General features: G+C 37.7%; 20 protein-coding genes. 5 read left to right on the top strand and 15 right to left on the bottom strand.

The genetic code is table 11. The annotated features are described in order from the left end of the window. The first annotated feature begins 114 nt into the window (after positions 1-114). Both FG27_RS13090 and FG27_RS13085 read left to right on the top strand, forming a co-directional pair. Complete coding sequence (locus FG27_RS13090; protein WP_037319813.1) at positions 115-684, top strand: thioredoxin family protein; 570 nt, start codon at positions 115-117, stop codon at positions 682-684. Between the two features lie 141 nt (positions 685-825). Next, on the top strand, positions 826-1,467 hold the full coding sequence (locus FG27_RS13085; protein ID WP_037319811.1) for a peroxiredoxin: 642 nt from the start codon (positions 826-828) through the stop codon (positions 1,465-1,467). Between the two features lie 221 nt (positions 1,468-1,688). On the opposite strand, the gene FG27_RS13080 is transcribed toward FG27_RS13085, so the two are convergent. The 5 genes from FG27_RS13080 to FG27_RS13060 all read right to left on the bottom strand — a co-directional run bounded on the left by FG27_RS13080 (position 1,689) and on the right by FG27_RS13060 (position 10,547). Then, the gene (locus tag FG27_RS13080) at positions 1,689-2,621 is read right to left on the bottom strand and encodes a peptidylprolyl isomerase (protein WP_037319809.1); all 933 of its coding nucleotides are present in this window, start codon (positions 2,619-2,621) and stop codon (positions 1,689-1,691) included. A 50-nt stretch (positions 2,622-2,671) separates the two neighbouring features. Next, the gene (locus FG27_RS13075; protein ID WP_037319807.1) at positions 2,672-4,300 is read right to left on the bottom strand and encodes an amidohydrolase; all 1,629 of its coding nucleotides are present in this window, start codon (positions 4,298-4,300) and stop codon (positions 2,672-2,674) included. Positions 4,301-4,376: 76 nt separating this feature from the next. Further along, positions 4,377-5,507 carry a hypothetical protein gene (locus FG27_RS13070; RefSeq protein WP_037319805.1) on the bottom strand — a complete coding sequence of 377 codons (1,131 nt, stop codon included), beginning with the start codon at positions 5,505-5,507 and terminating at the stop codon, positions 4,377-4,379. A gap of 263 nt (positions 5,508-5,770) precedes the next feature. Next, positions 5,771-7,489, bottom strand: coding sequence for a TonB-dependent receptor (locus tag FG27_RS13065; protein ID WP_231563324.1), 1,719 nt, complete (start codon positions 7,487-7,489; stop codon positions 5,771-5,773). A gap of 40 nt (positions 7,490-7,529) precedes the next feature. Further along, positions 7,530-10,547, bottom strand: coding sequence for a tetratricopeptide repeat protein (locus FG27_RS13060; RefSeq protein ID WP_037319800.1), 3,018 nt, complete (start codon positions 10,545-10,547; stop codon positions 7,530-7,532). Between the two features lie 161 nt (positions 10,548-10,708). Here FG27_RS13060 and FG27_RS13055 point away from each other — a divergent pair, with 161 nt between their 5' ends. Continuing rightward, positions 10,709-11,392, top strand: a complete 684-nt coding sequence (locus FG27_RS13055) for a cell division ATP-binding protein FtsE (RefSeq protein ID WP_037319798.1) — start codon at positions 10,709-10,711, stop codon at positions 11,390-11,392. Here the strand turns inward: FG27_RS13055 and FG27_RS13050 are convergent. The 10 genes from FG27_RS13050 to FG27_RS13005 form a co-directional block, all read right to left on the bottom strand. Continuing rightward, a complete protein-coding gene (locus tag FG27_RS13050) occupies positions 11,389-11,649 on the bottom strand; it encodes a YgjV family protein (RefSeq protein WP_051935858.1) in 261 nt (86 codons plus the stop codon). The genes FG27_RS13055 and FG27_RS13050 overlap by 4 nt on opposite strands. 142 nt (positions 11,650-11,791) lie before the next feature. Continuing rightward, a complete protein-coding gene (typA, locus tag FG27_RS13045) occupies positions 11,792-13,591 on the bottom strand; it encodes a translational GTPase TypA (protein WP_037319796.1) in 1,800 nt (599 codons plus the stop codon). A gap of 143 nt (positions 13,592-13,734) precedes the next feature. Beyond that, positions 13,735-13,932 (bottom strand): hypothetical protein, encoded by a 198-nt coding sequence (locus FG27_RS13040; protein ID WP_037319794.1) that lies wholly within the window; start codon positions 13,930-13,932, stop codon positions 13,735-13,737. 38 nt (positions 13,933-13,970) lie between these two features. Next, positions 13,971-14,456 carry a DinB family protein gene (locus tag FG27_RS13035; protein WP_037319791.1) on the bottom strand — a complete coding sequence of 162 codons (486 nt, stop codon included), beginning with the start codon at positions 14,454-14,456 and terminating at the stop codon, positions 13,971-13,973. A gap of 157 nt (positions 14,457-14,613) precedes the next feature. Next, complete coding sequence (locus FG27_RS13030; RefSeq protein ID WP_081912621.1) at positions 14,614-15,309, bottom strand: inorganic diphosphatase; 696 nt, start codon at positions 15,307-15,309, stop codon at positions 14,614-14,616. Between the two features lie 57 nt (positions 15,310-15,366). Further along, complete coding sequence (locus FG27_RS13025) at positions 15,367-15,888, bottom strand: leucine-rich repeat domain-containing protein (RefSeq protein WP_369794140.1); 522 nt, start codon at positions 15,886-15,888, stop codon at positions 15,367-15,369. 23 nt (positions 15,889-15,911) lie between these two features. Continuing rightward, complete coding sequence (locus FG27_RS13020; RefSeq protein WP_037319787.1) at positions 15,912-16,817, bottom strand: leucine-rich repeat domain-containing protein; 906 nt, start codon at positions 16,815-16,817, stop codon at positions 15,912-15,914. A 10-nt stretch (positions 16,818-16,827) separates the two neighbouring features. Continuing rightward, positions 16,828-17,805, bottom strand: coding sequence for a hypothetical protein (locus FG27_RS13015; protein ID WP_051935857.1), 978 nt, complete (start codon positions 17,803-17,805; stop codon positions 16,828-16,830). Positions 17,806-17,852: 47 nt separating this feature from the next. After that, positions 17,853-19,289, bottom strand: a complete 1,437-nt coding sequence (locus FG27_RS13010; RefSeq protein ID WP_051935856.1) for a hypothetical protein — start codon at positions 19,287-19,289, stop codon at positions 17,853-17,855. 34 nt (positions 19,290-19,323) lie between these two features. Continuing rightward, positions 19,324-22,125 (bottom strand): TonB-dependent receptor, encoded by a 2,802-nt coding sequence (locus FG27_RS13005; RefSeq protein ID WP_037319786.1) that lies wholly within the window; start codon positions 22,123-22,125, stop codon positions 19,324-19,326. 281 nt (positions 22,126-22,406) lie between these two features. Between FG27_RS13005 and kdsA the strand changes: the two genes are divergently transcribed. Continuing rightward, positions 22,407-23,225: a 3-deoxy-8-phosphooctulonate synthase gene (gene kdsA, locus FG27_RS13000; RefSeq protein ID WP_037319785.1), complete on the top strand. Its 819-nt coding sequence runs from the start codon at positions 22,407-22,409 to the stop codon at positions 23,223-23,225. A gap of 81 nt (positions 23,226-23,306) precedes the next feature. Continuing rightward, positions 23,307-24,449 carry a hypothetical protein gene (locus tag FG27_RS12995; RefSeq protein ID WP_037319783.1) on the top strand — a complete coding sequence of 381 codons (1,143 nt, stop codon included), beginning with the start codon at positions 23,307-23,309 and terminating at the stop codon, positions 24,447-24,449. Positions 24,450-24,567: the final 118 nt, after the last annotated feature.

The following is a 24,567-nucleotide window of genomic DNA, read 5'->3' as shown; positions in this document are numbered from 1 at the left end:
ATTACCTTGTGGCGAGCCAGTAAGGAATAAATATGGAAAAATATTTTGATTTCGAGGGAAGCACGGGAGTATTTTAATTCTAGATTATCGAGTGAATTTATAAGAAAAGAGACTATGGCCAGAACTGCCTCAAATATGATTGCTTTGGGTACCCAGGCTCCAGATTTTAATCTGGTAGATGTAATTACCAACAACAGGTATTCTCTTGAAAATATTAAGGGAAAAAAGGGCACTTTAATTATGTTTATAAGCAACCACTGCCCTTTTGTAAAACATGTGAACGAGGAAATAGTAAGACTGGCCGGGGATTACCGTGTTCTGGGTTTTGGCTTTGCGGCAATTATGAGTAATGATGTAGAAAATTATCCTGCAGATCATCCAGATAATATGAATGAGGTAGCCAGGAAACACCAATATTCATTCCCTTACCTCTACGATGAATCCCAGGAAGTGGCACGAGCTTATAAAGCTTCCTGTACGCCAGATTTCTATCTTTTTGATGATGAATTGAAACTAATTTACCGTGGACAGTTGGACGATTCCCGCCCGGGAAATGGAATTCCGGTAAACGGTAGACATTTGCGGGATGCTATGGATGCCGTACTTTCCAATAAAAAAGTTCCTGAACTTCAAAAACCAAGTTTAGGCTGCAATATTAAATGGAAATATGCACCGGAATCTTAAGCATAGAATTTTACTCATTTTGAAACCAAAAAGTAGCAATCAGTTAATCTTATCACAAAGCAAATAAATCCTATTGGTTTAGTAGGTTTTACTGAGAATTATTCTTTAATTTTATAATTCGAATTTTTAAAATATAGTATTATGAGCGAATTAAAATTAGGAGATAAAGCACCAAATTTTGATGCTGAAACTTCAGAAGGAAAAATTAATTTTTATGATTATTTAGGAGATAGCTGGGGAATTTTATTTTCGCATCCTGCCGATTATACGCCGGTTTGTACCACCGAACTTGGTACCGTGGCTAAGTATAAAGATAAATTTGAAGCTCGCAACACTAAAGTGATGGCTTTAAGTGTAGATGGAGTAGAATCGCATAAAGGCTGGATTGACGATATAAACGAAACTCAAAATACCACGGTTAATTTTCCAATTATCGCAGATGAAGATAAGAAAGTTTCCAACCTCTACGGAATGATACACCCCAAAGCTGATAATACACTTACTGTACGTTCAGTTTATGTAATTGGGCCAGATAAAAGCATTAAATTAATGATTACCTACCCGGCGAGTACAGGTAGAAATTTTGATGAATTATTAAGGGTTATAGACTCGTTACAACTTACCGCTTACCAAAAAGTAGCCACACCGGCTAATTGGAAACAAGGTGATGATGTGGTGATTAGTCCATCGGTTTCTAATGAAGATGCAAAGAAGATGTTCCCAAAAGGTTTTAAAGAGGTAAAACCATATCTTAGAATGACGCCACAGCCGGATTCTAAGTAAAAATTATGAAAGAACTTGGAAATGTTCTTCAACTCGTAATCCTGAACTTGTTTCAGGATCTAAGATGTTGATAATCTATTCAGGTTAGAAGCTGAAACAAGTTCGGCTTGACGAAAACAAGACTTTAGACTTGTTCTTTTAAAAAAATACCTCACAGGTTTTTGAAACTTGTGAGGTATTTTTTTATTATTTAAGTTCCCCCTTCGGGGGTTAGGGGGCTTTTATTTTACCGCTACCAATTCTACATCAAAAACCAGCGCTGCATTTGGAGGAATTACTCCACCCGCACCTTGTTCTCCATAAGCCAAATGCGAAGGAATTACGAAACGAGCCTGGTCTCCAACATTCAACAATAAAATACCTTCATCCCAGCCACTTATTACGTGACCTACTCCCACCGGAAATTCCAGCGGTTGATTTCTTTTATAAGATGAATCAAAAACGCTACCATCGGTTAACATCCCTTTGTAGTGTACAGATACGGTTTGTCCCTTTTCAGGTTTCGCACCTTCTCCTTTTTTCTCGATTTTATATCGAAGTCCGCTTTCTGTGGTTTTAAATCCTTCTGATAGTTTTCCAAGCAATTCGTCTTCCCTTTTTTTAGCAGCTTCTTCTCTTTTAGCTTTGGCGCCATCAAATTGTCTAAAAGACTCTACCGCATTAAAACTTTCAGCTTTTTCACCAGCTCTAAGAATCTCCAGTTTTTCTATCTTATCTCCTTGCTTAATACTATCAACTACATCCTGACCTTCAATTACACTACCAAAAACAGTATGTTTACCGTCTAACCAGGGAGTTTCGGTATGCGTAATAAAAAACTGACTCCCATTAGTTCCGGGACCGGCATTGGCCATAGAAAGTTTTCCAGGAGCATCATGTTTTAATTCTGGGTGAATTTCGTCCTCAAATTTGTATCCAGGGCCACCAACTCCTGTTCCCTGGGGATCTCCCCCCTGAACCATAAAGTTAGGAATCACCCGATGAAATTTAAGATCGTTATAATAAGGTTTTCCTTGTGGGAAAGCATCGTTCTCTAATTTCCCTTCAGCAAGACCTACAAAGTTTCCTACTGTGCCGGGTACTTTTTCAAATTCCAGTTCCACTAAGATCTGACCTTTAGTGGTATAAAATTTAGCATATAATCCGTCGTTCATTTTCTTATATTTTTTGAGGTGCAAAGATATTCTTTTTCAACAAAATAGGTTTAATATACCTTTTCACCATTTACATAGGTTTCTAAAACTTTTATTCCAGGAATTTCTGAAGCATCAATTTTCATAATATCCTGATCCAGGATGATGAAATCGGCAAACTTACCTGCTTCAATACTTCCTTTTTCCTCTTCTTCAAAATTAGCAAAAGCCGCCCAAATGGTCATTCCCTTTAAGGTTTCCTCTCTAGAAAGCGCCTGCTCCATCATAAAACCATTTTCAGGATAATTATCAGTATCCTGTCTAGCTACAGCAGAATAAAAAGTTAGAAAAGGGCTCACCTCTTCCACTGGAAAATCGGTTCCCAGGGCAACTATTCCCGCCTGGTCCAGTAATTTCTTAAATGCATAGGCGCCTTGCATACGCTCTTCGCCCAAACGATCTTCTGCCCAATACATATCACTGGTAGCGTGAGTAGGCTGAACCGAAGGAATAATATTCTTACTGAAATATTTAAAATCTTCCTCATCTATTATCTGTGCATGTTCTACTCGCCATCTACGATCTTCATCATCCTTTAAAAGTTCATTATAAGTCTCTAAAACCACATAATTAGCAGAATCCCCAATGGCGTGTGTGTTCAACTGAAATTTAGAAGCCGCCACGCGTTCTGCAGTTTTTTTGAAATCTTCAACAGGAGAAAGCAGTGCTCCAAAATGCCCGGCACGGTCGCTGTATTCTTCTTTTAAGGCCGCACCTCTTGAACCTAGTGCGCCATCGCCATAAAACTTCACCGACCTCACATTCAACCTATCGGTTTTAATTGGGTCTTTGTCCAAATAAAAGTCAAGATTTTTCTCAGTATTGCTAATCATTGCATAAAGCTTCACTTTAAGACTGCCGTCTTTATGAAGGCTATCCATAAGTTCTATGGTTTCTTTATCTATTCCCGCATCAACCACAGTGGTTAATCCGTATTCAAAAGAAATTTTTTGAGCGTCGAGTAACGCGTTCACCTGCTCTTCTAGAGACGCTTCAGGTTGAGCATCAGCAATAAGACCCATTGGATTATCTATAAGGATTCCGGTAAGTTTACCGTCCTTTTGTTCAATATCACCGCCATCAAAGGGAGTTTCTGTGGTAATTCCTGCTTTATCTAGAGCTGCCTGATTGACCAAAAGGGCGTGCCCGTCTATTCGAGTTATAGCAATTGGGGTATCGGGAAACAATTGATCTAAGGTATCTTTAGTAGGAAATTCTTTATTTTCCCAATCGTTCTGATCCCAGCCTCTACCGGTTATAAATTCTACATCGCGTTCTTCCTGAAAATCTACAATGCGCTGCACTACTTCATCAAAGCTTTTAGTTCCCGTGAGATCTACTCGCTGCTGTTGAAGACCCAACCGGTAAAAATGGGCGTGACCATCTATAAAACCGGGAAAAACGCTTTTCCCGCCGGCATTCAGTTTTTCGGCTACTTTATATTTTTCCTGAAGTGTTTCAGCAGTACCTATTTCCAGAAACTTTCCATCCTTTATTACAAATGCTTCAGCGGTACTAAAATTTTCGTCTACCGTGTAAATTTCAGCATTATAAACCAAGAGATCGGCTCCCTCTTTTTCTTCAGAATTACAGGAAATAAGGCCGCTGATAAAAAGGCAGGCGAGTAAAATTCTTTTCATAGTGATAAATTTTTGTATAAAAATAAAAAATGCGCCAGTTAAAGGCGCATTTTTAGGGGTTTTATTTAGTTAATGCTTAAAAAATAGCATCGAAAATTTGATCGCGTATACTTTTATTTGCCGCGGCAGCAAGGCCTACAGATACGAACAAGCCAATCATTGCGTAAGCAAAATCTTTAAAGATCATCTTACCGGCTTTCTTTCTATGTTTTTTACCTTTTTTATTTCTAGCCAAACTAATCGCTATTTCTCTACCTCCAATAATACCGAGGAAAACCCAGGTGGTACTCATAGGCACGGTACTTATAAATAGTTTATAGATAAGTAAGATCACATAAGTTAAATCTACCAAAGTTGCAGCTCGGATATCTGAAATTCTCGACTTTTCGCTTACCACTTCCTGAATTTTATCTCCTCTTAGGTAAAATAACAATCCGAGTCCTCCAAAAATAGTAAGCGCAAATATTATGAATTGAAATGCATCCAGGCTTCTTGGCAGGAATACGGCTATATTAGCACCATCCTGCATTACCCATACGCCCCAAAGTGTACCACTTACAAGCCATTGAACTGCCGTCCAACTGTTATTGAATTTCCTACTTTTAAAGTATTTCCTTATAAAATTATAGGAGAAATACCATACCAGGAATGAAAGAATGAAAGCCATGATATATCCAGACCAACTCTTCCAAACCACCGAGGTAATCCCGGAGGTATCAGCACTAAACACACTTAAAATAAGGAATGTTGTGGACACAGGCATTTTAAGCCTGGTTAAAATTAGCAGTACTAATGGTGCTATAATCTGAAAGAAACTGAAGGTTTCTGGGTGTGGATAAGGTGATGTCCCATCGGGTTTAAGGAGTCGTTGAAAGGTTACATCCCCATCAAAATAGAACCAGCTAAAACTCACTACTCCCAGAAAAATAGCTCCTACATAAAGCCATAAAATCCACCAGCGCTTTGCTTTATTACTTTCAATAAATGTCCCAAGCGATTGTATACTATCATTAGCAACTGTAGCATAGGCTGCAAAAAAGAAACCCAGCCACATTGCTGCGGTTTTATTACCGGTAAAGATCCCGGCCATAATAATACCAACAATTACAATTGCAAGAAAAGCCTTTTCCTGAACCATAAAGTCCAGAATATTCAAATACGGCCTGGACCGGTCACTACGTTGAAACTTTTTTCCTTTTTTTGCCATTTAAGTAGCTATTTTCATAGTTTGGTTCATCAAGAATTTGACGTACTAAAACGCCAGATAAAATTGGGTACAATATTACTTAGTTCTAATGTTAATTTTGAATTTTCAATGTTGTCTTATTGTTAAGGAATTTTAGGACAAAAAACAGGTCAAACAACTGTTTAATAGTCTTTTACAATATTTTTAAAAGCAAAATATAATTAGAATAATGCAAAAAAGCACCAAAAAATGGTGCTTTTTATTAGTTTAAGAAGCTTGATTTATTAAAAATCGAATTTATATGTTGCTCCCGCAAGAAGTTGTAATCCCTGTACCCTAAAATTGGTCCATCGTTGATAATCGTTATTAAGTAAATTACTTCCTTTTGCAAATATTGAAAGCCTTTCATTAAATCGGTAGCCTAAATGAGCATTTACATCAAAATAACTATCAATTGTAATTGTTCCCAAAGTGGGTTGCGTAGCATTAACTATTCTCTCCTGGTCAAAACGTTCTCCAACATAAAATAAGTTAGCACCGGTGTACCATTTTTCATTAATTTGATAATCAGCATTTAATGATGCTTTTAAATCTGGAAGGTTCCAGGCCTCTACCTCATCGGTTGTGCTGTAATTAAAATATTCAGCATTTACTCCAAGACGAAAATTTCTGTTTACATCTACGTTTACTTCTCCTGCAACTGAAAGTGTTTTTACATCATCATAAACTACTTCAAAGGAATTTCCGTAGGCATAATTTTCACTAGTCAAACTATTAGCCTGTGGATTTCGCTTAAACATCGCTTTATTGAATTGCGACTCGTAACCTGTTTTGAAGTTATAGGAAATACTATTGCTTAATTTACCCTTAGCACCAACATAGGCATTGTATTCATTATCTGTGGGTCTAATCTCTATACTTGGAGACACAAAGGGATTCTCCTGAATAAACCTATAGTAAGTATTTTGTTGCAAACCTCCTTCAAGACCGGCATAAGGTGTGAAATAATCACCGCCAAGCCTGTAGCTTGCTGTTACTTTTGGATAGATATAAAAGTTACCATCACTGTTTTCCACATCCTGGCTATAGAAAAATGCCGCACCAAGATTAATGGTTAGGTCGTCTCTTAAAATTAATAAACTTGGATTAATCCCGAAGTTCATAAACGCATACTCATAGTTTCCAAATCCTAGAAATTCTTCTCCCATTTGTCCCTGAACGATATCAGTATAAATATTGGTGGTAATAAGCTCATCGGCAATATTTACCTCAAAAGTTCCGCGGGCGTCAAAATGATTTTCTGAAGTTGAATAAGAATCGCCCGTATGTCTAAATTTCGCTCTTGCATTATCAAAAAACGAATCATACAGCTCTATTTCTCCTCCGGCATAAGCTGAAAAGTAGTTCTGGGAAGGATCTATAGCAGCTATTTGCTGGTCGCTAAAATTAGCTTGCTCTGGCAAACCATACCAATTAAAAAGCTGGTGTTGCGCACCAACTTCGGTTTTCCATCCAAGGTTGCGGGTTTTTGAATTGTAACTTAAATTGAGCTCGGTATCATAAAATTTATCGTCTAAGGCAATACCATCAATTCCTCCTTGTGAAGAATTATGATCTAAATAGATCCCGAAATTATCACTTCGGTTCACTTCCAGATTGCTATAAAACTCGGCGAGAAGGTTGCCATAATTTCCAAAGCCAAGACTCGCATAATTATCATAAACCTTTATCGGCCTTTCTCTTTCTACAGTAGTCGCACGCCCTTTTGAAGGTGTAAAAGTAGAAGCTACGGGTACAGAAAATATACGATACTGTACCGGCTTTTTTTCGGTTCTAACAGAATCTGATTCTACCGGGGTTTGCTTTATTTTATTAGCATCTTCAACAGTTGGCGTGTAGGGTTTTATCACGGTTACCGTTTCACTGCCTATAGGATCCTGAGCAAAAAGAACCCCACTTATTAAAAATGAACTTAAAAACAGGCATCTTTTTATTGAAAACATTTGCATATAGAAATTCTTAAATGTTAAATTGAAAGTTGAATTAGTTGTTTGCTTCTACTGAAGAATTGGTTTTTGCTTCCTCGGTCTTTATTCTGGAAAGTTCTTGTTTAGCTTCCTGTACAATTTCTGGATAATTGGAGAAATTTTTGATTACATTTTCCAGAATGTATGTTGCCTGGTAGGCATCACCTAACTCGTAAAAGTTATCTGCCATAAGCACCAAACCTTTTGCGCCCCAGCGCTTGTAGCCTGAAAAATCTTTTGCTAAAATTTGCACCGCAGCATTAGAAGCTTCAAAATTCCTGTCAGAATTTTTAAAGTAAGCATCATAATATAAAGCCTCCGCAGCTAATTCTCCTTTTGCCGATTTTTGCACTTCAGCATAAGCGCTTTTTGCTTTACTCATATTTCCGGAAGCAAACGCTGCTCTCGCTACAATAACTCGAGCATCATTCCTTGCTTCAGAATCTGACTCTGAATTAGCCAATACCTTATCGGCGTAATTAGCAGCTTTTTCCGGCTGGTTTAACTCCAGGTAGGATTTCATAAGATTAGATTGTGCAAAAATCACATTTTGTTCAGCACTGGCTTCTTTTTCTAATCTCTCCAAATAACTTACTGCTTCACGGTAATTTTCATTTTCTAAAAGGATCTCCGATAATCTTGAAAGAGCATCTTCGGTAAACTCGTTTTTAGGTTTATTGGCTACAGAACGGTAATTATCAGCCGCTTTCTGTTTATCTCCATTTCTAAAATACATTTGTCCTAAATAGAAATTCGCATTTATAGAATGAATTCCATTAGGGAAACGCTGTAAATAATTTTCAAAACCGCTAATTGCACGGTCATAATCATTATTGAAATACTGATTTTCAGCAGATTCGTAGGTAGTGTTATCCAAATCGGCATCGGTAACTTCTACAAAATCTATATTTTGAACCCAGCTTGCATACTCATCGGTACGCCCAAGGTCTACATATACCATTCTTGCGGTAGAAACCGCCTGCATAGCTTCGGGGGTATTAGGATAGTCGTTTACAATTTTCTTCAATCTCTCTAACGCCCGATTTCCATTATCGGCGTTGTAATGAATTAAGCCCTGGCGTAACATTGCTTTTGGCACAAATGCACTTTGAGGCACTTCTCTAATCAATCGGTCGTAAGCTGATAAAGCTTCATTTGTATTATTTGCTGAAACAAATGTGTTTCCTAATTCATACATAGCATCGTCTCTATAAGAGGAGCGTGAATATTGATTTATAAAACTTTTGAGTTCAGAAATTTTGGTATCTCTTCTATCAATAAAGCCGTAGCTCATCGCTTTTTGGAATGCGGCATAATCGTTATTTCCGCTTTGCAAAAGTGCTTTCTCATAAGCTTCTATTGCCGGCCAGTATTGACTGCTAACAAAGTAAGTATCTCCCAAACGCAGTAAGGCATCATTTCTTCGGGCAATTTCATTAGAACTATTATCTGAATATCTTTTAAAATATTCTATGGCTCTTGAATATTCATTCTTTTTAAAATAGGCATAACCAAGATTATAATCCAGGTTTTCAAATTCGTCTGTTCCCCTGGCTGCATTCATCCCTGCAAACTCGCGGTAACCTATTATTGCATCGTCAATTCGGTTAATACTATATTCACTTTCGGCTTTCCAAAAAGTGGCTTTAGCGGTTATTTTTTGATCGCGAGGTTCAGAAAGTGCCTTTTCAAAATTATTGATCGCTTCCCCATAATTACTCTCTTCATAAAGCTGAAGCCCGTAATAATAAGCTACTTTTTGATAAGCCTGCTTATCGCTGAAATTTCTATTATTTTCCAACAAACGCATTGCTTCCTCAAAATTACCAGAAGTAAGGAAAGAGTCTATGAGCAAACTTTCCATTGCTTCACGGTTTTCAGATTCAGGATATTTTTCGATATAATTTATTAAAACCTGGGAAGGGCTCTCGTAGCTGTTTCCAATCTCGTAACTCAGTTTAGCATAATTCATATACGCATCTTCCTGAATTTCTGGATTGAAATCCATTTCACTGGCATTCTTAAATGCGTTTAAGGCTTGTTGTTTTTGATCAGATTCTAAATAAGATTGCGCTAAATGATAATAAGCGTTTTGCGCAACTTCATTTTTCCCATCTATAATTTTATTAAATTCAGAGATCGCATTTTCATATTCTCCCTGTTTGTAATAGGTATAACCCAACTGGTAATAATCGGTGTTATTCCATCGGCCGCGTTCCCCCTCATACTCTTTTAAATATGGCAAAGCTTCTTCATACTGCTCTAAGTTAAAATAGCTTTCCCCAATTATCTTATTAAGCTGAGATTGCTCTAAGCGGTTAGAATTTTGTAATTGGGCTTTGGCCAGTTTAATAGCCTCTTCAAAATTACCAAGCTTAAAATTCATATCGGCTTGAAAATAGGAAAGGTCTTCACTGTAACGATCATTAGTGCTTACTTCTTCAAAATACTCATTGGCCTCTTCATAATCATCACCTTCATAGGCCATGTAACCTATATAATATTTAGCCTGCGAACCAAACTCCTGGGAATTACGAACCCTTTCTAAATAGGTACGCGCCTGGTCGTATTGCTTCGATCTAAAATAAGCATAGCCATTATTAAAATAATAGCGGTCCCTATCTGCACGGCTCATACTTTTTTCATCAACTTTATCATACCATTTGCGGGCAAGGGAATATTTTCCGGTTTGGAAATAATAATCGGCTACATCAAGATAAGCCGAATTTGTTTTAGTGCTGGTAGGATAACGGCTTACAAAGCGCTCCATTAGCCTATCGGCACCGGGCTGGTTTAATCTTACCGCAGCGTTGGCGATATAATAAGCACAGTCTCCTTCAATTTTTTCATCTTCGGTTTGCTCTTTCACTTCATCAAACAAATTCTGGGCAGCCAGAAATTGCTGATTATTATAAAGTTCAAGAGCTTTATTAAATTGAGCGAGATCGTGCGTATAGTTAGCCGATCGCTGTGAAATTCCGTTAAAAGAAAAGAAGATTAAAACAACAAACAGGATAATTTTGTTAGGTGTCATTTATAGATTTTTAAGTTGATGATTCAAAGATAATTTAAACCTTGCTTTATTAACGCCGATATAAAGTGATAATTATGTTAATGTAAAAAAAAGTAAACGCGGGCTTTTTGAAAAATGTATATTTACCGATACTTTTACACTGAAGAAAAGCCTTAATCTCTATGTCTAATACCGTCCTGGAATTGAAGAACGCTGCTATATATCAGCGTGAAAGCCTAATTTTATCTGAAGTAGATGTACACGTAAAAAAAGGTGATTTTGTTTACCTAATTGGTAAAACCGGAACCGGAAAAAGTAGTTTTATGAAAACGCTTTACGGCGATTTACCGCTTACCGAAGGAGAAGGTACTATTGTAGATTATAATTTAAGGACACTTAAAGAAAAAGACATTCCTTTTCTAAGAAGAAAACTTGGCGTGGTTTTTCAGGATTTCAAACTTTTAACCGATAGAAATATTAAGGACAACCTCCTTTTTGTGTTGAAAGCTACCGGCTGGAAAGACCAAAAAGCCATGGAGCATAAGATTGACGAAGTTTTGGATAAGGTGGGAATGAAATCTAAGGGATTTAAATATCCTTATCAGCTTTCTGGCGGGGAACAGCAACGTGTGGCTATTGCACGCGCACTTTTAAATGATCCAGAACTTATTCTTGCCGATGAACCTACCGGAAATCTTGACCCACAAACCTCAGTAGAAGTGATGGAAGTACTTCAGGAAATTAGCAAAAACGGAAACACCATTCTTATGGCTACGCATGATTATGCATTATTGCTGAAATATCCTTCTAAAACTCTAAAATGTGACGGGCAACGCGTTTTTGAAGTTGTTCAGAAATCAGTTTAAGGCTGAACTTCATCAGCTTTTACCCGGTGTGGTTTTTTATTGATAAAAAGATAGTAGCAATTTACGGCTACAATGATTCCATTAGTAATACTTACCGGCCAGGAATCTATCAAAATTCCGTAGATGACAAAGAAAATACAGCCCAGGCTATTTACTACTCTAAGCTTTATAATATTCTTCATAAAGAAAGAAATCGCTACAAAGAAGGAGGCGAGATACCCAATCCATTCGGTAAGATTAATTCCCAGGAATTCCATATAAAAAAGAAGAGTTTGTTTGAAAATTCTCTTTTTAACGTCAACCTGAACTTGTTTCAGGTTCTAAGTTATTAGATGCTGAAACAAGTTCAGCATGACGCCTTTTGAAAATTAGCAAACAAACTCTTTAAAGTTTGAACAATTAAACTATTTTATTTCTCTTACGTTCGTTTTCGGTAAGGTAAATTTTACGCAATCTTAAGTGACTTGGAGTAACTTCAACATATTCATCTTTCTGAATATATTCTAGAGCTTCTTCCAAAGAAAACTTAAGTGCAGGAACAATCTTCGCTTTATCATCGGCTCCAGAAGAACGTACGTTAGAAAGCTTTTTAGTTTTGGTAATATTTACCGCCATATCATCCTGACGTGAATTCTCACCAATTACCTGACCTTCATAAATTTCCTCTCCCGGATCTACGAAAAACTTCCCTCTATCCTGTAATTTATCAATAGAATAAGGAATTGCTTTTCCGCGTTCCATAGAAATCAAAGAACCGTTTTGACGCTGTGGAATTCCACCTTTAAGCGGCTGGTATTCTTTAAAACGGTGCGCCATAATAGCTTCACCTGCAGTAGCCGTAAGTAACTGATTACGCAAACCTATAATTCCTCTAGAAGGAATTAAGAATTGAATGATCATTCGCTCGCCACGGGTTTCCATACTTAACATTTCTCCCTTTCGCATCGTCACCATTTCTACAGCTTTTCCTGAAACTTCTTCAGGTAAATCTATAGTTAGTTCTTCTACCGGCTCACATTTTTCACCATCAATTTCTTTAATGATTACCTGTGGTTGTCCAATTTGAAGTTCATAACCTTCTCTTCTCATTGTTTCAATAAGAACAGAAAGGTGCATTACTCCGCGCCCATAAACCAAAAATTTATCGGCACTATCGGTTTCCTTAACTCTAAGAGCAAGGTTTTTCTCTAATTCTCTGGTAAGTCTTTCTTTAATATGCCTTGAGGTCACAAACTTTCCATCTTTTCCGAAGAAAGGAGAATCGTTAATAGTGAAAAGCATACTCATTGTAGGCTCGTCTATAGCGATAGTTTTAAGACCTTCAGGATTTTCAACATCGGCAACAGTATCACCAATCTCAAAACCTTCAAGACCTACAATAGCACAAATATCCCCTGGTTGAACTTCCTCTACTTTTTTACGGCCTAGACCTTCAAAAATAAAAAGTTCCTTAATTCTTGTCTTTTTAATACTACCGTCACGTTTCACTAAAGAAACCTGCATATTTTCTTTTAAATGTCCACGCTGTACTCTTCCAATAGCAATTCTCCCTGTAAAAGATGAAAAGTCTAAAGAAGTAATAAGCATTTGTGGCGAACCTTCCTGTACTTTAGGAGATGGAATATGTTCCAAAACCATATCAAGAAGTGGCTCAATATTTTCTGTTTTTTCGTTTGGATCGTCGCTCATCCAGTTGTTTAGAGCAGAACCGTAAACCGCTGGGAAATCAAGTTGCCATTCTTCGGCACCTAATTCAAACATAAGATCAAAAACCTTTTCGTGCACTTCATCTGGAGTACAGTTTGGTTTATCTACCTTATTTACTACAACGCAAGGTTTTAAACCAAGGTCAATAGCTTTTTGCAATACAAAACGGGTTTGTGGCATTGGACCTTCAAAGGCATCTACCAACAAAAGAACCCCATCGGCCATATTCAATACTCGCTCTACCTCTCCACCAAAGTCGGCGTGGCCAGGAGTATCAATAATATTGATTTTGGTGTCTTTATAAACTACCGATACGTTTTTTGAAGTAATTGTAATACCACGTTCACGTTCCTGGTCATTATTATCCAGGATAAGATCTCCTGTATTTTGATTATCCCTGAACAAACGGCAGTGATACATAATCTTGTCTACCAGGGTAGTCTTACCGTGGTCTACGTGCGCGATAATCGCGATGTTTTTAATAGCTGTCATATAAGCGCCTCATTTTTAAGGCTGCAAATGTACGGCTATTTTTAAAGAAACAAGTATCTAAAGCTACTTATTAAAAATAAAATATAAATGAGGAAAACATCTGTAAATCAAATGATTGATTTAATTAAAAATAATCCTTTAAATCAAGTAGCAGGTTTTAGCTTTTTATAGACAAAAAAACCGAAATAAATGGCGGCAATTGTTCCAAAACCTATTCCTAACAATGGTTCCTCTGGCCTTTGGTAAATAAAGAAAATGGTAGCAGCGAACATAATAATCCCATTTAATAGCAAACGCTTTGGCGTATAATAATTGCTAAACTGTTCTTTTAATCCTTGCATAGCTTTAATTTGTGCAAAGCTATGAATTTAAAAACAACCTAACGCTCATCTGCAGAGGGACCATAAGTTGCAGGAACAGGAATATCCAACAACCTAAAGTAAACACCTAATTGTGCTCTGTGATGGGGCAATTGATTTAGCACCATCATTCTAAGCACACTAAACTTGGGCATATCCATAACCGCTTTTCCATCAATAATCATCTTCCAGTTCTTTTCATATTCTGCATCAGTTTTTTTTAAAGCAGCTTCAGCCTCAGAGGTATTATTTTGTAAAACTTCTAAAATTTCACCTACCGTTTCAAAATCTGGAGATTTATATCCCGCCATATCCATCTCATCCATTTCCATGGTAGCAGTAATCCAACTGGGGATTTCTGCAAGATGATTTGCCAGTTGTTTAATACTCATTGATTTTTTATGCGGTCGCCAATCCATTTTATCAGCAGGAATTCGCTTTAGGAATTCTTCAGTAAGCACTACTTCGTGCTGTAATTCTGAAATAAGTAATTTTTGAATCTCCATTTCCTTAAAAATTAGGAAGTTAAATTACAACAAAAAGCATTTCAGAATTTATTACAGGAAATTAAATTGCCTTGGGAAATCCCCCAATTTATGCAATTGCCAAACCCGCTTAATTCTGTTATTTTAGGTGGGTTAATTCATTTTTATAAAATACAAGCTACTTATTCTTATAACCGTTAATACCGGCATTTAATATTTCTTCAGCTTTATTTTTATTTTCAAACCCTATAATTTCAATCTTATTTCCACCTTTATAGCTATTAAACCAGGTCTCGATAATTGAGGTTACTCCTTTAAATTCGAAATTGAGTTCATCAAGGTCGTTAAGCTCAAAGAAAGGAGATCCTTCGACCACGGCAATCAATTTATCGTCCTGTTCATTTCTATCAAGTAATTTTAAAACCCCTATAAGTTTTACCGCAACCAGGGAGCCCCTTTCCAGTGGTTCACCCAGGATCAACACATCTAAAGGATCTCCATCTCCCCCATCCTCGACTTTTAATAGGGTTTGAGGCACCATCCCGTAATTGCCAGGATAACCCAGGTAATCGACTCTTCGTAGTTCACCTCCTCTTTTTTCAAGAGCCAGGTGACCAGACTTTTTTTCAACCTCCCATTTTTCTATAGAACCGGTTGGAATTTCAACAATAACATGCATTAATGAATCCTGGTTCAGTGGGGGATACCCGTCTATAAAATGTCGCTCTCCGGTGATCCTGTACTCGGCTTCCTTCTCTGAAGTTGTTTCATTTTCCGGATCTTTTTCTGCGGTTTCGCTGTTATTCTCTCTGCAGGAAGACAGGGTAAAAAGGGTGATTATTAAAAAATAAACTGCATTTTTCATGTGACTCATAGTTCTAAAAAATAATAGGCTACCAAAAAGGTAGCCTATGTTATTATGTGAAAAAAATTATTCTTCTGAATATCCTTCCAAATTTGAAATTTGGTCTAAATAGGGCTCAATTGGAGACCAGTCTTCTATACTTAAACCTCTTAAATCGAGATCAGCACCTCCTGCTTCATCTGCACCATCAGTAGTATCTAAAAGCGCACCCTGAGCCATCAATTCTCCCAGCACCGTAATATCTGTAACTCCGGTAGATCTCATGTTGATTCTATACATATTAGTAAAATTGGCAATGGTTGCCATTCCTTCATTTCCAAAGGGAACTTCTCTCAATATAATTTCTTTAATACCCGTATTGCCCGCTAACGGACTAATATCAGTAATTCCGGTTACTGTATTGGCATTAAAATAAGTTAAGGAAGTATATCCTGCTAACGGACTTAAATCTGTCACACCCGTATTGTTAAACCTTAAATATTCCAGGTTTTGCAAGCCTGAAATTGGAGTTAAATCGGTAACCGCAGTTCCTCCAAAACGTAAGTAAGTAAGATTTTCAGCAAATTCTAATCCCGTAAGATCTGAAATTTCACGAATATCCCCACTTTCACTTAATCATCTCCACCATCAAGGTTTAGTTCGCTTAAGCTCAACATATATAAGGTAGTAAGTTCAATATCCTGATCCACGCCCAATGTTATACGTATTTGGCTTGCCAATCTCTCATCGGGAACGGCTACCGCTTCGTTTTCAGGAAGTCCATCTATTGTTGTTATATTATCTAAATAAGGAATTACAGGAGTATAATTTGCAATCGATAATCCACGAAGGTCTAAATCTGCTCCACCGGCATCGGCAGCCCCTGGGGTGCTATCAAGCAAAGCTCCTTCTGCCATTAGTTCTCCTAAAACGCTTAAATCTGTCACCCCAGTATCTCGCATATTAATTCTATAAAGCGAAGTAAAGTTTCTAATGGTTTCCATCCCTTCATTACCAAATGGAACCTCTCTTAAAATGATTTCCTGCAGCCCTGTAATTCCTGCCAACGGACTAATATCTGTTAATCCCGTTACTGTATTTGCATTAAAATAAGTAAGCGAGGTATAATTTGATAACGCACTAACGTCGGTAATTGCCGTATTATTAAAACGCAAATATTCAATATTTTCAAGGTCTGAAATTGGGTCCAGATCGGTTACGGCTGTTTCACCAAAACGAAGATAGGTAAGGTTAATAGCATATTCCAATCCCGTTAAATCCGATAATTCAGCAAAAGCCAATCCGCTAACATCCAGTTCCTTTAAATCCAGCATATCTTCGGCATTGATATCGTCATTCTCATCCAGACCCAGTTCTGATTTTATTGCAGCACTTAACAAAGGATCTGGTATTGCTACCTCTTCCTCCTGGGCTACATCATCATCTACAGGGTCAATAATTTGATCATCGTCGCTGGAACAGGACGCCAATATTACTAATGCAAAAAGCATTAAAAAATTTTTGATTGTTGTTTTCATTATAAAAAAATTAGTTGGTTTTATAAGTGTATTTATAAAGTGTAGGCGCAATGGAATTATTGAGCTCTTCACTTAGCGTATAATAATTGTGCTGGTGATCAAAACATACGGCTTCGCCCTGAGGTTCTCCCACATAAGGAGCTTTTACAGGTGTGCGTTGTAATAATTCAGCCATGGTTTCGCCTTCCTGCCTGGTCCAGTAAAATATTTCCTGGCGGTTTTTAATTAGCACCTTGCTACCATCAAGAGAAACCGTTCCGGCCGATGCATTTCTAAAAGAAAATTCACCCACCTTATACATCAGGTTTTCTTCGGAGGCATCATAAGGAAACGGCACTACGTAAATTGTAGAATTCACATCTCTTTTAGTTACCAGAAATATATCCTGGGTTTCAGGGTCTAAAAATAAGCTTTCGGCATCATGGCTGCCATCAGGATAATTAATTCTTATCCTGGAGAAATCTTCAGGATCCCAACTTACCGCTCCGCCAGCGCTGTGTGACTCCTGATATACCGGTTCTTTAAATCTATAAATTGAATAATTCGGCCTTCTCTCAGAATTATCTCCTATATCGCCGATATATAGATAGGCTTCCCCATTTTGAGGATCTATGGCAATTTCCATATCTTCCCAATCTATACTGTTGGAACCGTTAATAGTATACCTTGCCACCAGGTTACCATTTTCTGCATCCAGTAAAAAGATAATGTTCGGATGACCAGAATCATTATGTGCCCAGATCATACCCGGGTTATTTACCGAATAGGCCAAACCAGAAGTTTCGGATAGATTTACCTCACCTATAGCTTCAGGATTTGCTATGAAATCTTCGCTAAAAGGCATGCTAAAGGTTGGATAAGAAGTAGTAAAAGACTGGTGATTTTCCCAACTGGAAAGCTCTTTATCTTCTTCTTCTGAAGAAGCGTTTTCCTTTTCACAAGCAAGAAAAACAAAAAGAATTATAGGTAAAAGGTATATTTTTTTCATAAAAAAATTGGGGCATATAGCCCCAATTTGAATTTTTAATTAGTTAATTAGTTAGCTCCATAGGCTCCAAAGAATTCCTCTGGAGAAGGAGGAGTAAAGGTCATGCTACCATCTAAAGTAGTATAGGCTTCGTGAACAAAATCAAAATCGGTATATCCACCAGTTAATGCCGGAGAATCTGCCTGTAATCTGAAATCTGCACCCGATGGAATTGGGTCTATATTCATTCTAAGTGGATCTGTGCTTATGTTATCGCTTCCAGAGAATGTAAAATCGGAAGGATCATAGTTAACAAACATAGGATCGTTTTCTCCCGGTCCACCAGCAATATCGGTATCAGGAATTGGTGTTCTTGGATCGTTACCTATAAGACCAACAGATGAGGTATTTGCGGTAGGATAAAACTCATCTACAATAGTTTGAACCGCTCCATAATTCCAGTTGTATCCATAATTAATACGGCTTACATCGGGCTCATCTTCACCAGAAACAAGGCGTAATCCAAATCTATTATTTACCAAAAGATTATTGTAAACATCGCCAAAGGCATTAGACTCATAGTTCAAGCCAGCACCCCTACCTGATTCTGCTCTTCTATACCCTGAATTAATAATTGTGTTGTTATAGAAATTTGTTTGCGCTTTTCCTCGTTCTCCCGGGCCCGTATCTGCTGTTTTCAAACCATTAGTCGCCAGGTTGTAAAATAGGTTAAAGGCAAAATCTCCTGAAGAACCGGCCTTAATATTCACGGCATCTCCACCGGTACCTCCAGTAACTTCAAAAGTATTGTAAGTTATTAAAGTCTGGCCACCATTAATCCTAATGGCATCATCTGGAGTAAAGGCAATTCTTGAGTGGTTTAGAACAAAAATACCATCCTGGCGCATCCCATCTTCTCTAACAAAATAAAGGGCATAACTGGCATCACCGGCATCTAATTCACCTTCGTTACCTGTAGCGGGTTGTGCCATTGCGTTTTCCTGTCTTGTAGTACCACCTGCGTGTAAAATATCTGCATACTCGATTACCAGGTCTCCTGTAGAAACGGTTCCTATAACCCCTCCCCATAATTGACCAATCCCCTGGTTTTTTGAGGAATTCATCAAATCTTCTGAGGCGGTTAAAGTAACTCGTGAGTTTTCCTGACCCATGATATAAAGGGAACCGAAAACCTCAACAAACCAAGCTTCTCCATTTTCTCCTTCCTGAAATTCTAAGGTTACTCCAGCAGGGATCGTTACAGATTCTCCTTCCGGCACCATTAAATCTCCGGTAACCTCATAGGTTGCATTGGGTTCAAAGACTATTGTAGTCATATCACCGGAAATTCCGTCGTCTTCTGAAACATCATCGTCGTCATCGTCATCTGGATCTACAGCCACATCATCGTCTGGATCGATTACTGCAGCATCATCATCACTTGAGCAGGATACCACCGAAAATACGATCGAGAATATCCAAATTAGCATTGTTAACTTTTTCATTTTGAATTGATTTTAATTTAATTATTATTGATTACTAAAATTTATACCGTGCTCCAACTCTAAAGGAAACTCCGTAAAGGTCTCTTCTGATAAATCCCATATTTGTTGGGTCTGTTTGGTATGGGTAAGGGTCTTCTGGTCGTGCCAGGGGTTTATTAACTACTAATTGATAAGGCGTATTTAACAGGTTATTCCCTTTAAAAAAGAGCACAAAATTTTTGTTTAATCCTTTTTCTAAAGAAAAATCCATCTGGGTCATTGGTCGCATATAGTGGTCGGCATCAAAAAATGGAGATACAAAAGCAATTCTCTCACCGGTATAATTCACTACCAACTGAATATCCCATCTTTTTTCAAGGTCTTTGTATAATAAACTTACGTTCCCAATATGATCTGACTGCCCTTGCAAAGGCCTGGTCTGGTTTACCAGGCTTCTTGACCTGTCCTCGTTTATCACAATCTTATTGGTACTAATTTGCGAGTTGGTATAAGTGTAATTTAACCTAAGTCCGAATTTATTGATGTATTTGGTGAAATCGAATTCCACCCCAAAATTGGTTGCATCATCATAATTCTGCGGAAGAATTCTATTGGTAACCGGGCGTTCCCCCTCCCCGCTTACCAAAGGAAAACCGTATTCTATGGGGTCTGTAATTCTTTTATAGAACACTCCCAGTAAAATTTGATCTATAGAATTTGGGAAAAATTCATAGCGTAAATCTGCACTATGTCCATAAGATGGTCTTAGATCGGCATTTCCCCTTTCGCTATAAAATGAATCTCCACCCCCTGCACTTCTTACTGTGGGCACGATTTCATAAAACCCGGGTCTACTTATTCCCTTAAAATAGGTAGCCTTTAGATTTGCTTTTTCGGTTAGCCTTTGCTTTAAACTTAAAGAAGGAAAGAAATCAAGATAGTCTTGTCGTTGACTTATCTCTACATCGTTGGAAGATGCTGAAAGCTCATTAATCTCATAACCCTGGTAGGTTTGCTCAGTTCTAAGCCCAGCCTGGATTTCTGTTCCACCCAATACCCATTTGGTATTAAAATAGGTAGCATATACATCTTCCGTGGCATCGTAAACAAGATTGCTGTCATCACCACTTCCTCTTGGATTGGCCATCGCATTAAAATTGACATCGCCAAAATCATTCCAGTCTTCCCCTCTAAATTGGCCGAATATTTGCGCATAATTATAATAGTTGTAATAATTATCCCGTACTTTCTTCCGCAAAACACCACCGAATTGAAACTCAGTGTCTTTATTTATAATATTAGGCTGAAAACTAACATTGAAGTATAGTGAGATATCATCATCTCTATTACGCTCCCAGGCTCTTGAATTATTTGCTCCCTGGAAATACACAATTTCATTGAGCAACCTCCCTTGTTCCACGTTGTAATTTCCAGCACGCGCAAACACCCCATCATCCGGCCTGTCATTATTGGCTAAAGAATAGATAGCATTCCAATCCAGGTCAAAATAATCTGCCAGTCTATGCTCCCCGCCCAGGTCTATTGTTGTAATGTCCTGATAGATATTACTAAACCTGGTTATAGGATAAACTGCATAATTATTGGTCGCTACAAAACTTTCTCTTCTTTCCTGGTCTCTTACCCTAAATTCATTTAAATAATATTTTCCGAAATAGAGATCAAGTTTATTATCGTCATTAAACTGGTAATCGAGTTTTGAGTGAAAAGCGATACGCTGAAATTGCGCACTGGTCTCCCTCTCAATTAATTCCTGCATAATTAGCGGATTGCCAAGTCCTTCTCGAAAATCTACCGATGGATCGTAGAAATAATTACTGGTAGGGCGATAGGAATTTTGAAAACTCCCGCCAAGCATTACACCAAGTTTATTATCAAAATACCTGTTTCCATAAGAAATATTTGCAAAAACGTCTGGCATGGGAGTACGGCGTTCCTGGATCATATTTTCCGTTGGAAAATCCTCTGGTGTAGCCCGGTAATCTTCGCCAAATCTTTCGCTGGGAGATAATTTATTTAAACCAGACCTATCGTAGGTATCAAAACCTCTTTCAAAGTTCAAATGATTAACACCAAGTTGAATATCTGCATCCAGGTATTCTTTTACCGGCGCATCTTTCATCACCATATTAACCGTTCCCCCAATGGCATCGGCCTCCATATTGGCGGTTAAGGACTTGTATACTTCAAGGCGTTCCAAAAATACTGCGGGAAAAATATCCAGCGGCACAAACCTGTTCTCATTATCGGGTGAGGGGATTTTTATACCATTTATTAGCGTGTTGTTGTAACGCTTGTCCATTCCCCTTATAATGGCATATTGAGGATCTCCGCTCGAGTTACGCTCAATGGACAAACCTGATACCCGCTGAATTACATTGGCTACAGTAATATCTGGAGAAAGTTCGATTTGCTTTGCAGAAATGATATTAAGCACATTGGCAGATTGTCTTTCCAGGGCTCGTGCCTGCGCATCTGTTCCCCTGTTATCGCTTACAATAAGCACCTCACCTAATGATTCGTCATCAACTTCAAGAGCAATATCATAAGTTAGGTCTTCCTGGGTTTTAGTCAGGCTTTCCTGTTTAGTCAAATAACCTACATAACTAACACTTACCTGATATTCTCCGGCCGGCATATGCCTTAAAACATAAGAACCATCTAAACCAGAAACCGTTTGATACAAGTTTCCAGTAGCGACATTTTTATAGGTGATATTGGCGCCAGTCATTAACTCCCCACTGGCTGCATCGGTTATTACACCCCAAACATTTGAAGCAAACAAAGAGCCTGAAATAATAAAAAACAATAAAAAATTCAGAAAGTTTTTAAAAGACATTTGATATTATATTTTTCTTCGCCAATATAGCTCTGGAGGCCAGGAAGGGTATAAACAGAAAATTATTGAATCTTTAAATCCATATTAAAATGGAATTAAAATCAAGTATTTATTCTTAAAAATTTAATATTGCTATAAATCTCATTACACTTACTTAACATTAAAAAATTACCCGGTTCAAAGGCTGTAGTAGAATTCTATAGGCTTGCGCGCCTACTTGTAAACCAGCAGATTGTTACTAGTAATATAATCTGCTATCTTTGTGGCATAAAACCATAAGGATGAAACTTGATAAAATTCCGCAGTTAAAGCATACTAATTCTGATAACTTCTTTTTACTCGCCGGCCCCTGTGCTATTGAAGGCGAAGAAATGGCACTTAGAATCGCCGAAAAAGTAGTAGAAATTACCAGCAAACTGGAGATTCCGTATGTTTTTAAAGGCTCTTTCAAAAAAGCCAATCGTAGCCGAATTGACAGTTTTACCGGAATTGGAGATGAAAAAGCGCTAAAAATACTTCGGAAAGTTTCTGAAACTTTTCAAATCCCAACCATTACAGATATTCACGAAATAAGTGATGCAAAACTAGCTGCAGAATATGTAGATATTTTACAGATTCCGGCTTTTCTGGTACGCCAAACCGATTTAGTGGTAGCCGCAGCTGAAACCGGCAAGGTAGTAAACCTTAAAAAAGGACAATTTATGAGTCCGGAAAGTATGAGACACGCAGTAACCAAAGTAACCGACTGTAATAATGAGCAGGTAATGGTTACAGACCGTGGAACTATGTTTGGTTACCAGGATATGATTGTAGACTTTCGAGGAATTCCCACTATGCGCGAATTTGCTCCCACCGTCTTAGATGTTACACATTCCCTACAGCAGCCTAACCAAAGTAGCGGAGTGACCGGTGGTAGACCAGAGATGATAGAAACAATTGCCCGTGCAGGAGTTGTAAATAAAGTAGATGGTTTATTCATTGAAACCCATTTTGATCCTGCAAATGCGAAAAGCGACGGTGCCAATATGCTGGATATTAAACATCTTGAAAAACTTTTAAGCAACCTCGTTGCCATAAGGAAAACTGTAAATAAATTATAAAAATTTCCCAAAGTTTAAAGTGAAAAATTAGTTTGCTATTATTTAAAAGTATTTTGCAACACTAACCATTCAATTTAAACCATGCCAAGAAATTACTTTTCCTTATTTTTAATATTAGCTTTTTCCTTTTCTCTTTTTAATCCGCAACATTCTTATGCCCAGGATGAGCCCGAAGTTAATATAGGAGGCGCCGTTAGATTTAATTACAATTTATCTTCCTGGAAACCTGGCCAACAGGCACGTGGTGGCGATTTTGGATATGATGTGTTTATGATTAACGCCGACGCAAAATTCAAAGGCGTTTACCTGGAAGCGGAATACCGATTATATTCTGATGCTTTTGGTGGCGGATTTTTAAAATATGGATTCGTTGGTTATAATATAGATGAAAAAAGAAGAGTTGAAATAGGACTTGCTGAAGTTCCTTTCGGAATAGAGCGATATAACTCCCATAACTGGTTTTTAAATCTTCCATACTATGTAGGTTTGGAAGATGATTATGATATGGGCTTAGATTATATTTATAATGATGACCGGTTTGAATATCACCTTGCTTTTTTTAAAAATGCTGAAGAATTTGCTTTTGGAAGTAATACTGAGTCCTCGCCCCACCGCTATTCTTATGATGTGGTTGGCAGAAACAAAGAAGTAAATCAGTTTAACGGAAAGCTTATTTGGAAACCTCTATCAGATAACACCCATAAAATTGGCTTCTCTGGAGAATATGGTGGTTTGTACAATATAGATACCGAAGAGACAGGAGATCATTATGCACTGGCTCTACACTATGAATACCAGAGTAATGATTGGTCTGTAAAATCACAGGCAACAAAATCTAAATTAAACCCTAAAAATGCACCTGGAGAGTCTCGAGATGTAGTTTCTATGGGAGCTTATGGCGTTCCCTACGAGGTTGCTGCAGATTTTGAATTATACACTTTAGGAGTAGCCAAAAAACTTCCACTTGAGACCAAAGTAATTAAATACCTGGAAATATATAATGACTTTGGTTATATGAACAAAAGAAAGGATGAATTCGCCAATACTTTTATGAATGTATTTGGCGTACTTATAAATACCGGCCCGATTTTCACTTATATAGATTACGCGGCAGGATATAATCATTCCTGGCTCGGGGGAGATTTCACCAACGAGTTTGCTGCCGGTATGCCTGATGCCAAATGGGAAGCCAGGTTTAATATCAATATTGGTTATTACTTTTAATAATTTTCAAAATTCTTATACATCTAAACTAAATAATGCGTATTTCAAATAGATGTTAATTCCCTATTTCAGGGATATTCTACATTTTTACAGGGTGTAAACAAAACCTATAGCTCTC

It is taken from the genome of Salegentibacter sp. Hel_I_6, from assembly GCF_000745315.1.
Classification (GTDB): Bacteria; Bacteroidota; Bacteroidia; order Flavobacteriales; family Flavobacteriaceae; genus Salegentibacter.
The sequence above is the reverse complement of the archived record's forward strand: the minus strand, read 5'-3'. Positions and strand labels throughout refer to the sequence as shown.

What these genes read in the sequence shown, in the direction of transcription:
- FG27_RS13090 (WP_037319813.1), top strand. Translation starts at nt 115, where the DNA reads ATGGCCAGAACTGCCTCAAATATGATTGCTTTGGGTACCCAGGCTCCA.
- FG27_RS13085 (WP_037319811.1), top strand. Translation starts at nt 826, where the DNA reads ATGAGCGAATTAAAATTAGGAGATAAAGCACCAAATTTTGATGCTGAA.
- FG27_RS13080 (WP_037319809.1), bottom strand. Translation starts at nt 2,621, where the DNA reads ATGAACGACGGATTATATGCTAAATTTTATACCACTAAAGGTCAGATC.
- FG27_RS13075 (WP_037319807.1), bottom strand. Translation starts at nt 4,300, where the DNA reads ATGAAAAGAATTTTACTCGCCTGCCTTTTTATCAGCGGCCTTATTTCC.
- FG27_RS13070 (WP_037319805.1), bottom strand. Translation starts at nt 5,507, where the DNA reads ATGGCAAAAAAAGGAAAAAAGTTTCAACGTAGTGACCGGTCCAGGCCG.
- FG27_RS13065 (WP_231563324.1), bottom strand. Translation starts at nt 7,489, where the DNA reads ATGTTTTCAATAAAAAGATGCCTGTTTTTAAGTTCATTTTTAATAAGT.
- FG27_RS13060 (WP_037319800.1), bottom strand. Translation starts at nt 10,547, where the DNA reads ATGACACCTAACAAAATTATCCTGTTTGTTGTTTTAATCTTCTTTTCT.
- FG27_RS13055 (WP_037319798.1), top strand. Translation starts at nt 10,709, where the DNA reads ATGTCTAATACCGTCCTGGAATTGAAGAACGCTGCTATATATCAGCGT.
- FG27_RS13050 (WP_051935858.1), bottom strand. Translation starts at nt 11,649, where the DNA reads ATGGAATTCCTGGGAATTAATCTTACCGAATGGATTGGGTATCTCGCC.
- typA (WP_037319796.1), bottom strand. Translation starts at nt 13,591, where the DNA reads ATGACAGCTATTAAAAACATCGCGATTATCGCGCACGTAGACCACGGT.
- FG27_RS13040 (WP_037319794.1), bottom strand. Translation starts at nt 13,932, where the DNA reads ATGCAAGGATTAAAAGAACAGTTTAGCAATTATTATACGCCAAAGCGT.
- FG27_RS13035 (WP_037319791.1), bottom strand. Translation starts at nt 14,456, where the DNA reads ATGGAGATTCAAAAATTACTTATTTCAGAATTACAGCACGAAGTAGTG.
- FG27_RS13030 (WP_081912621.1), bottom strand. Translation starts at nt 15,309, where the DNA reads ATGAGTCACATGAAAAATGCAGTTTATTTTTTAATAATCACCCTTTTT.
- FG27_RS13020 (WP_037319787.1), bottom strand. Translation starts at nt 16,817, where the DNA reads ATGAAAACAACAATCAAAAATTTTTTAATGCTTTTTGCATTAGTAATA.
- FG27_RS13015 (WP_051935857.1), bottom strand. Translation starts at nt 17,805, where the DNA reads ATGAAAAAAATATACCTTTTACCTATAATTCTTTTTGTTTTTCTTGCT.
- FG27_RS13010 (WP_051935856.1), bottom strand. Translation starts at nt 19,289, where the DNA reads ATGAAAAAGTTAACAATGCTAATTTGGATATTCTCGATCGTATTTTCG.
- FG27_RS13005 (WP_037319786.1), bottom strand. Translation starts at nt 22,125, where the DNA reads ATGTCTTTTAAAAACTTTCTGAATTTTTTATTGTTTTTTATTATTTCA.
- kdsA (WP_037319785.1), top strand. Translation starts at nt 22,407, where the DNA reads ATGAAACTTGATAAAATTCCGCAGTTAAAGCATACTAATTCTGATAAC.
- FG27_RS12995 (WP_037319783.1), top strand. Translation starts at nt 23,307, where the DNA reads ATGCCAAGAAATTACTTTTCCTTATTTTTAATATTAGCTTTTTCCTTT.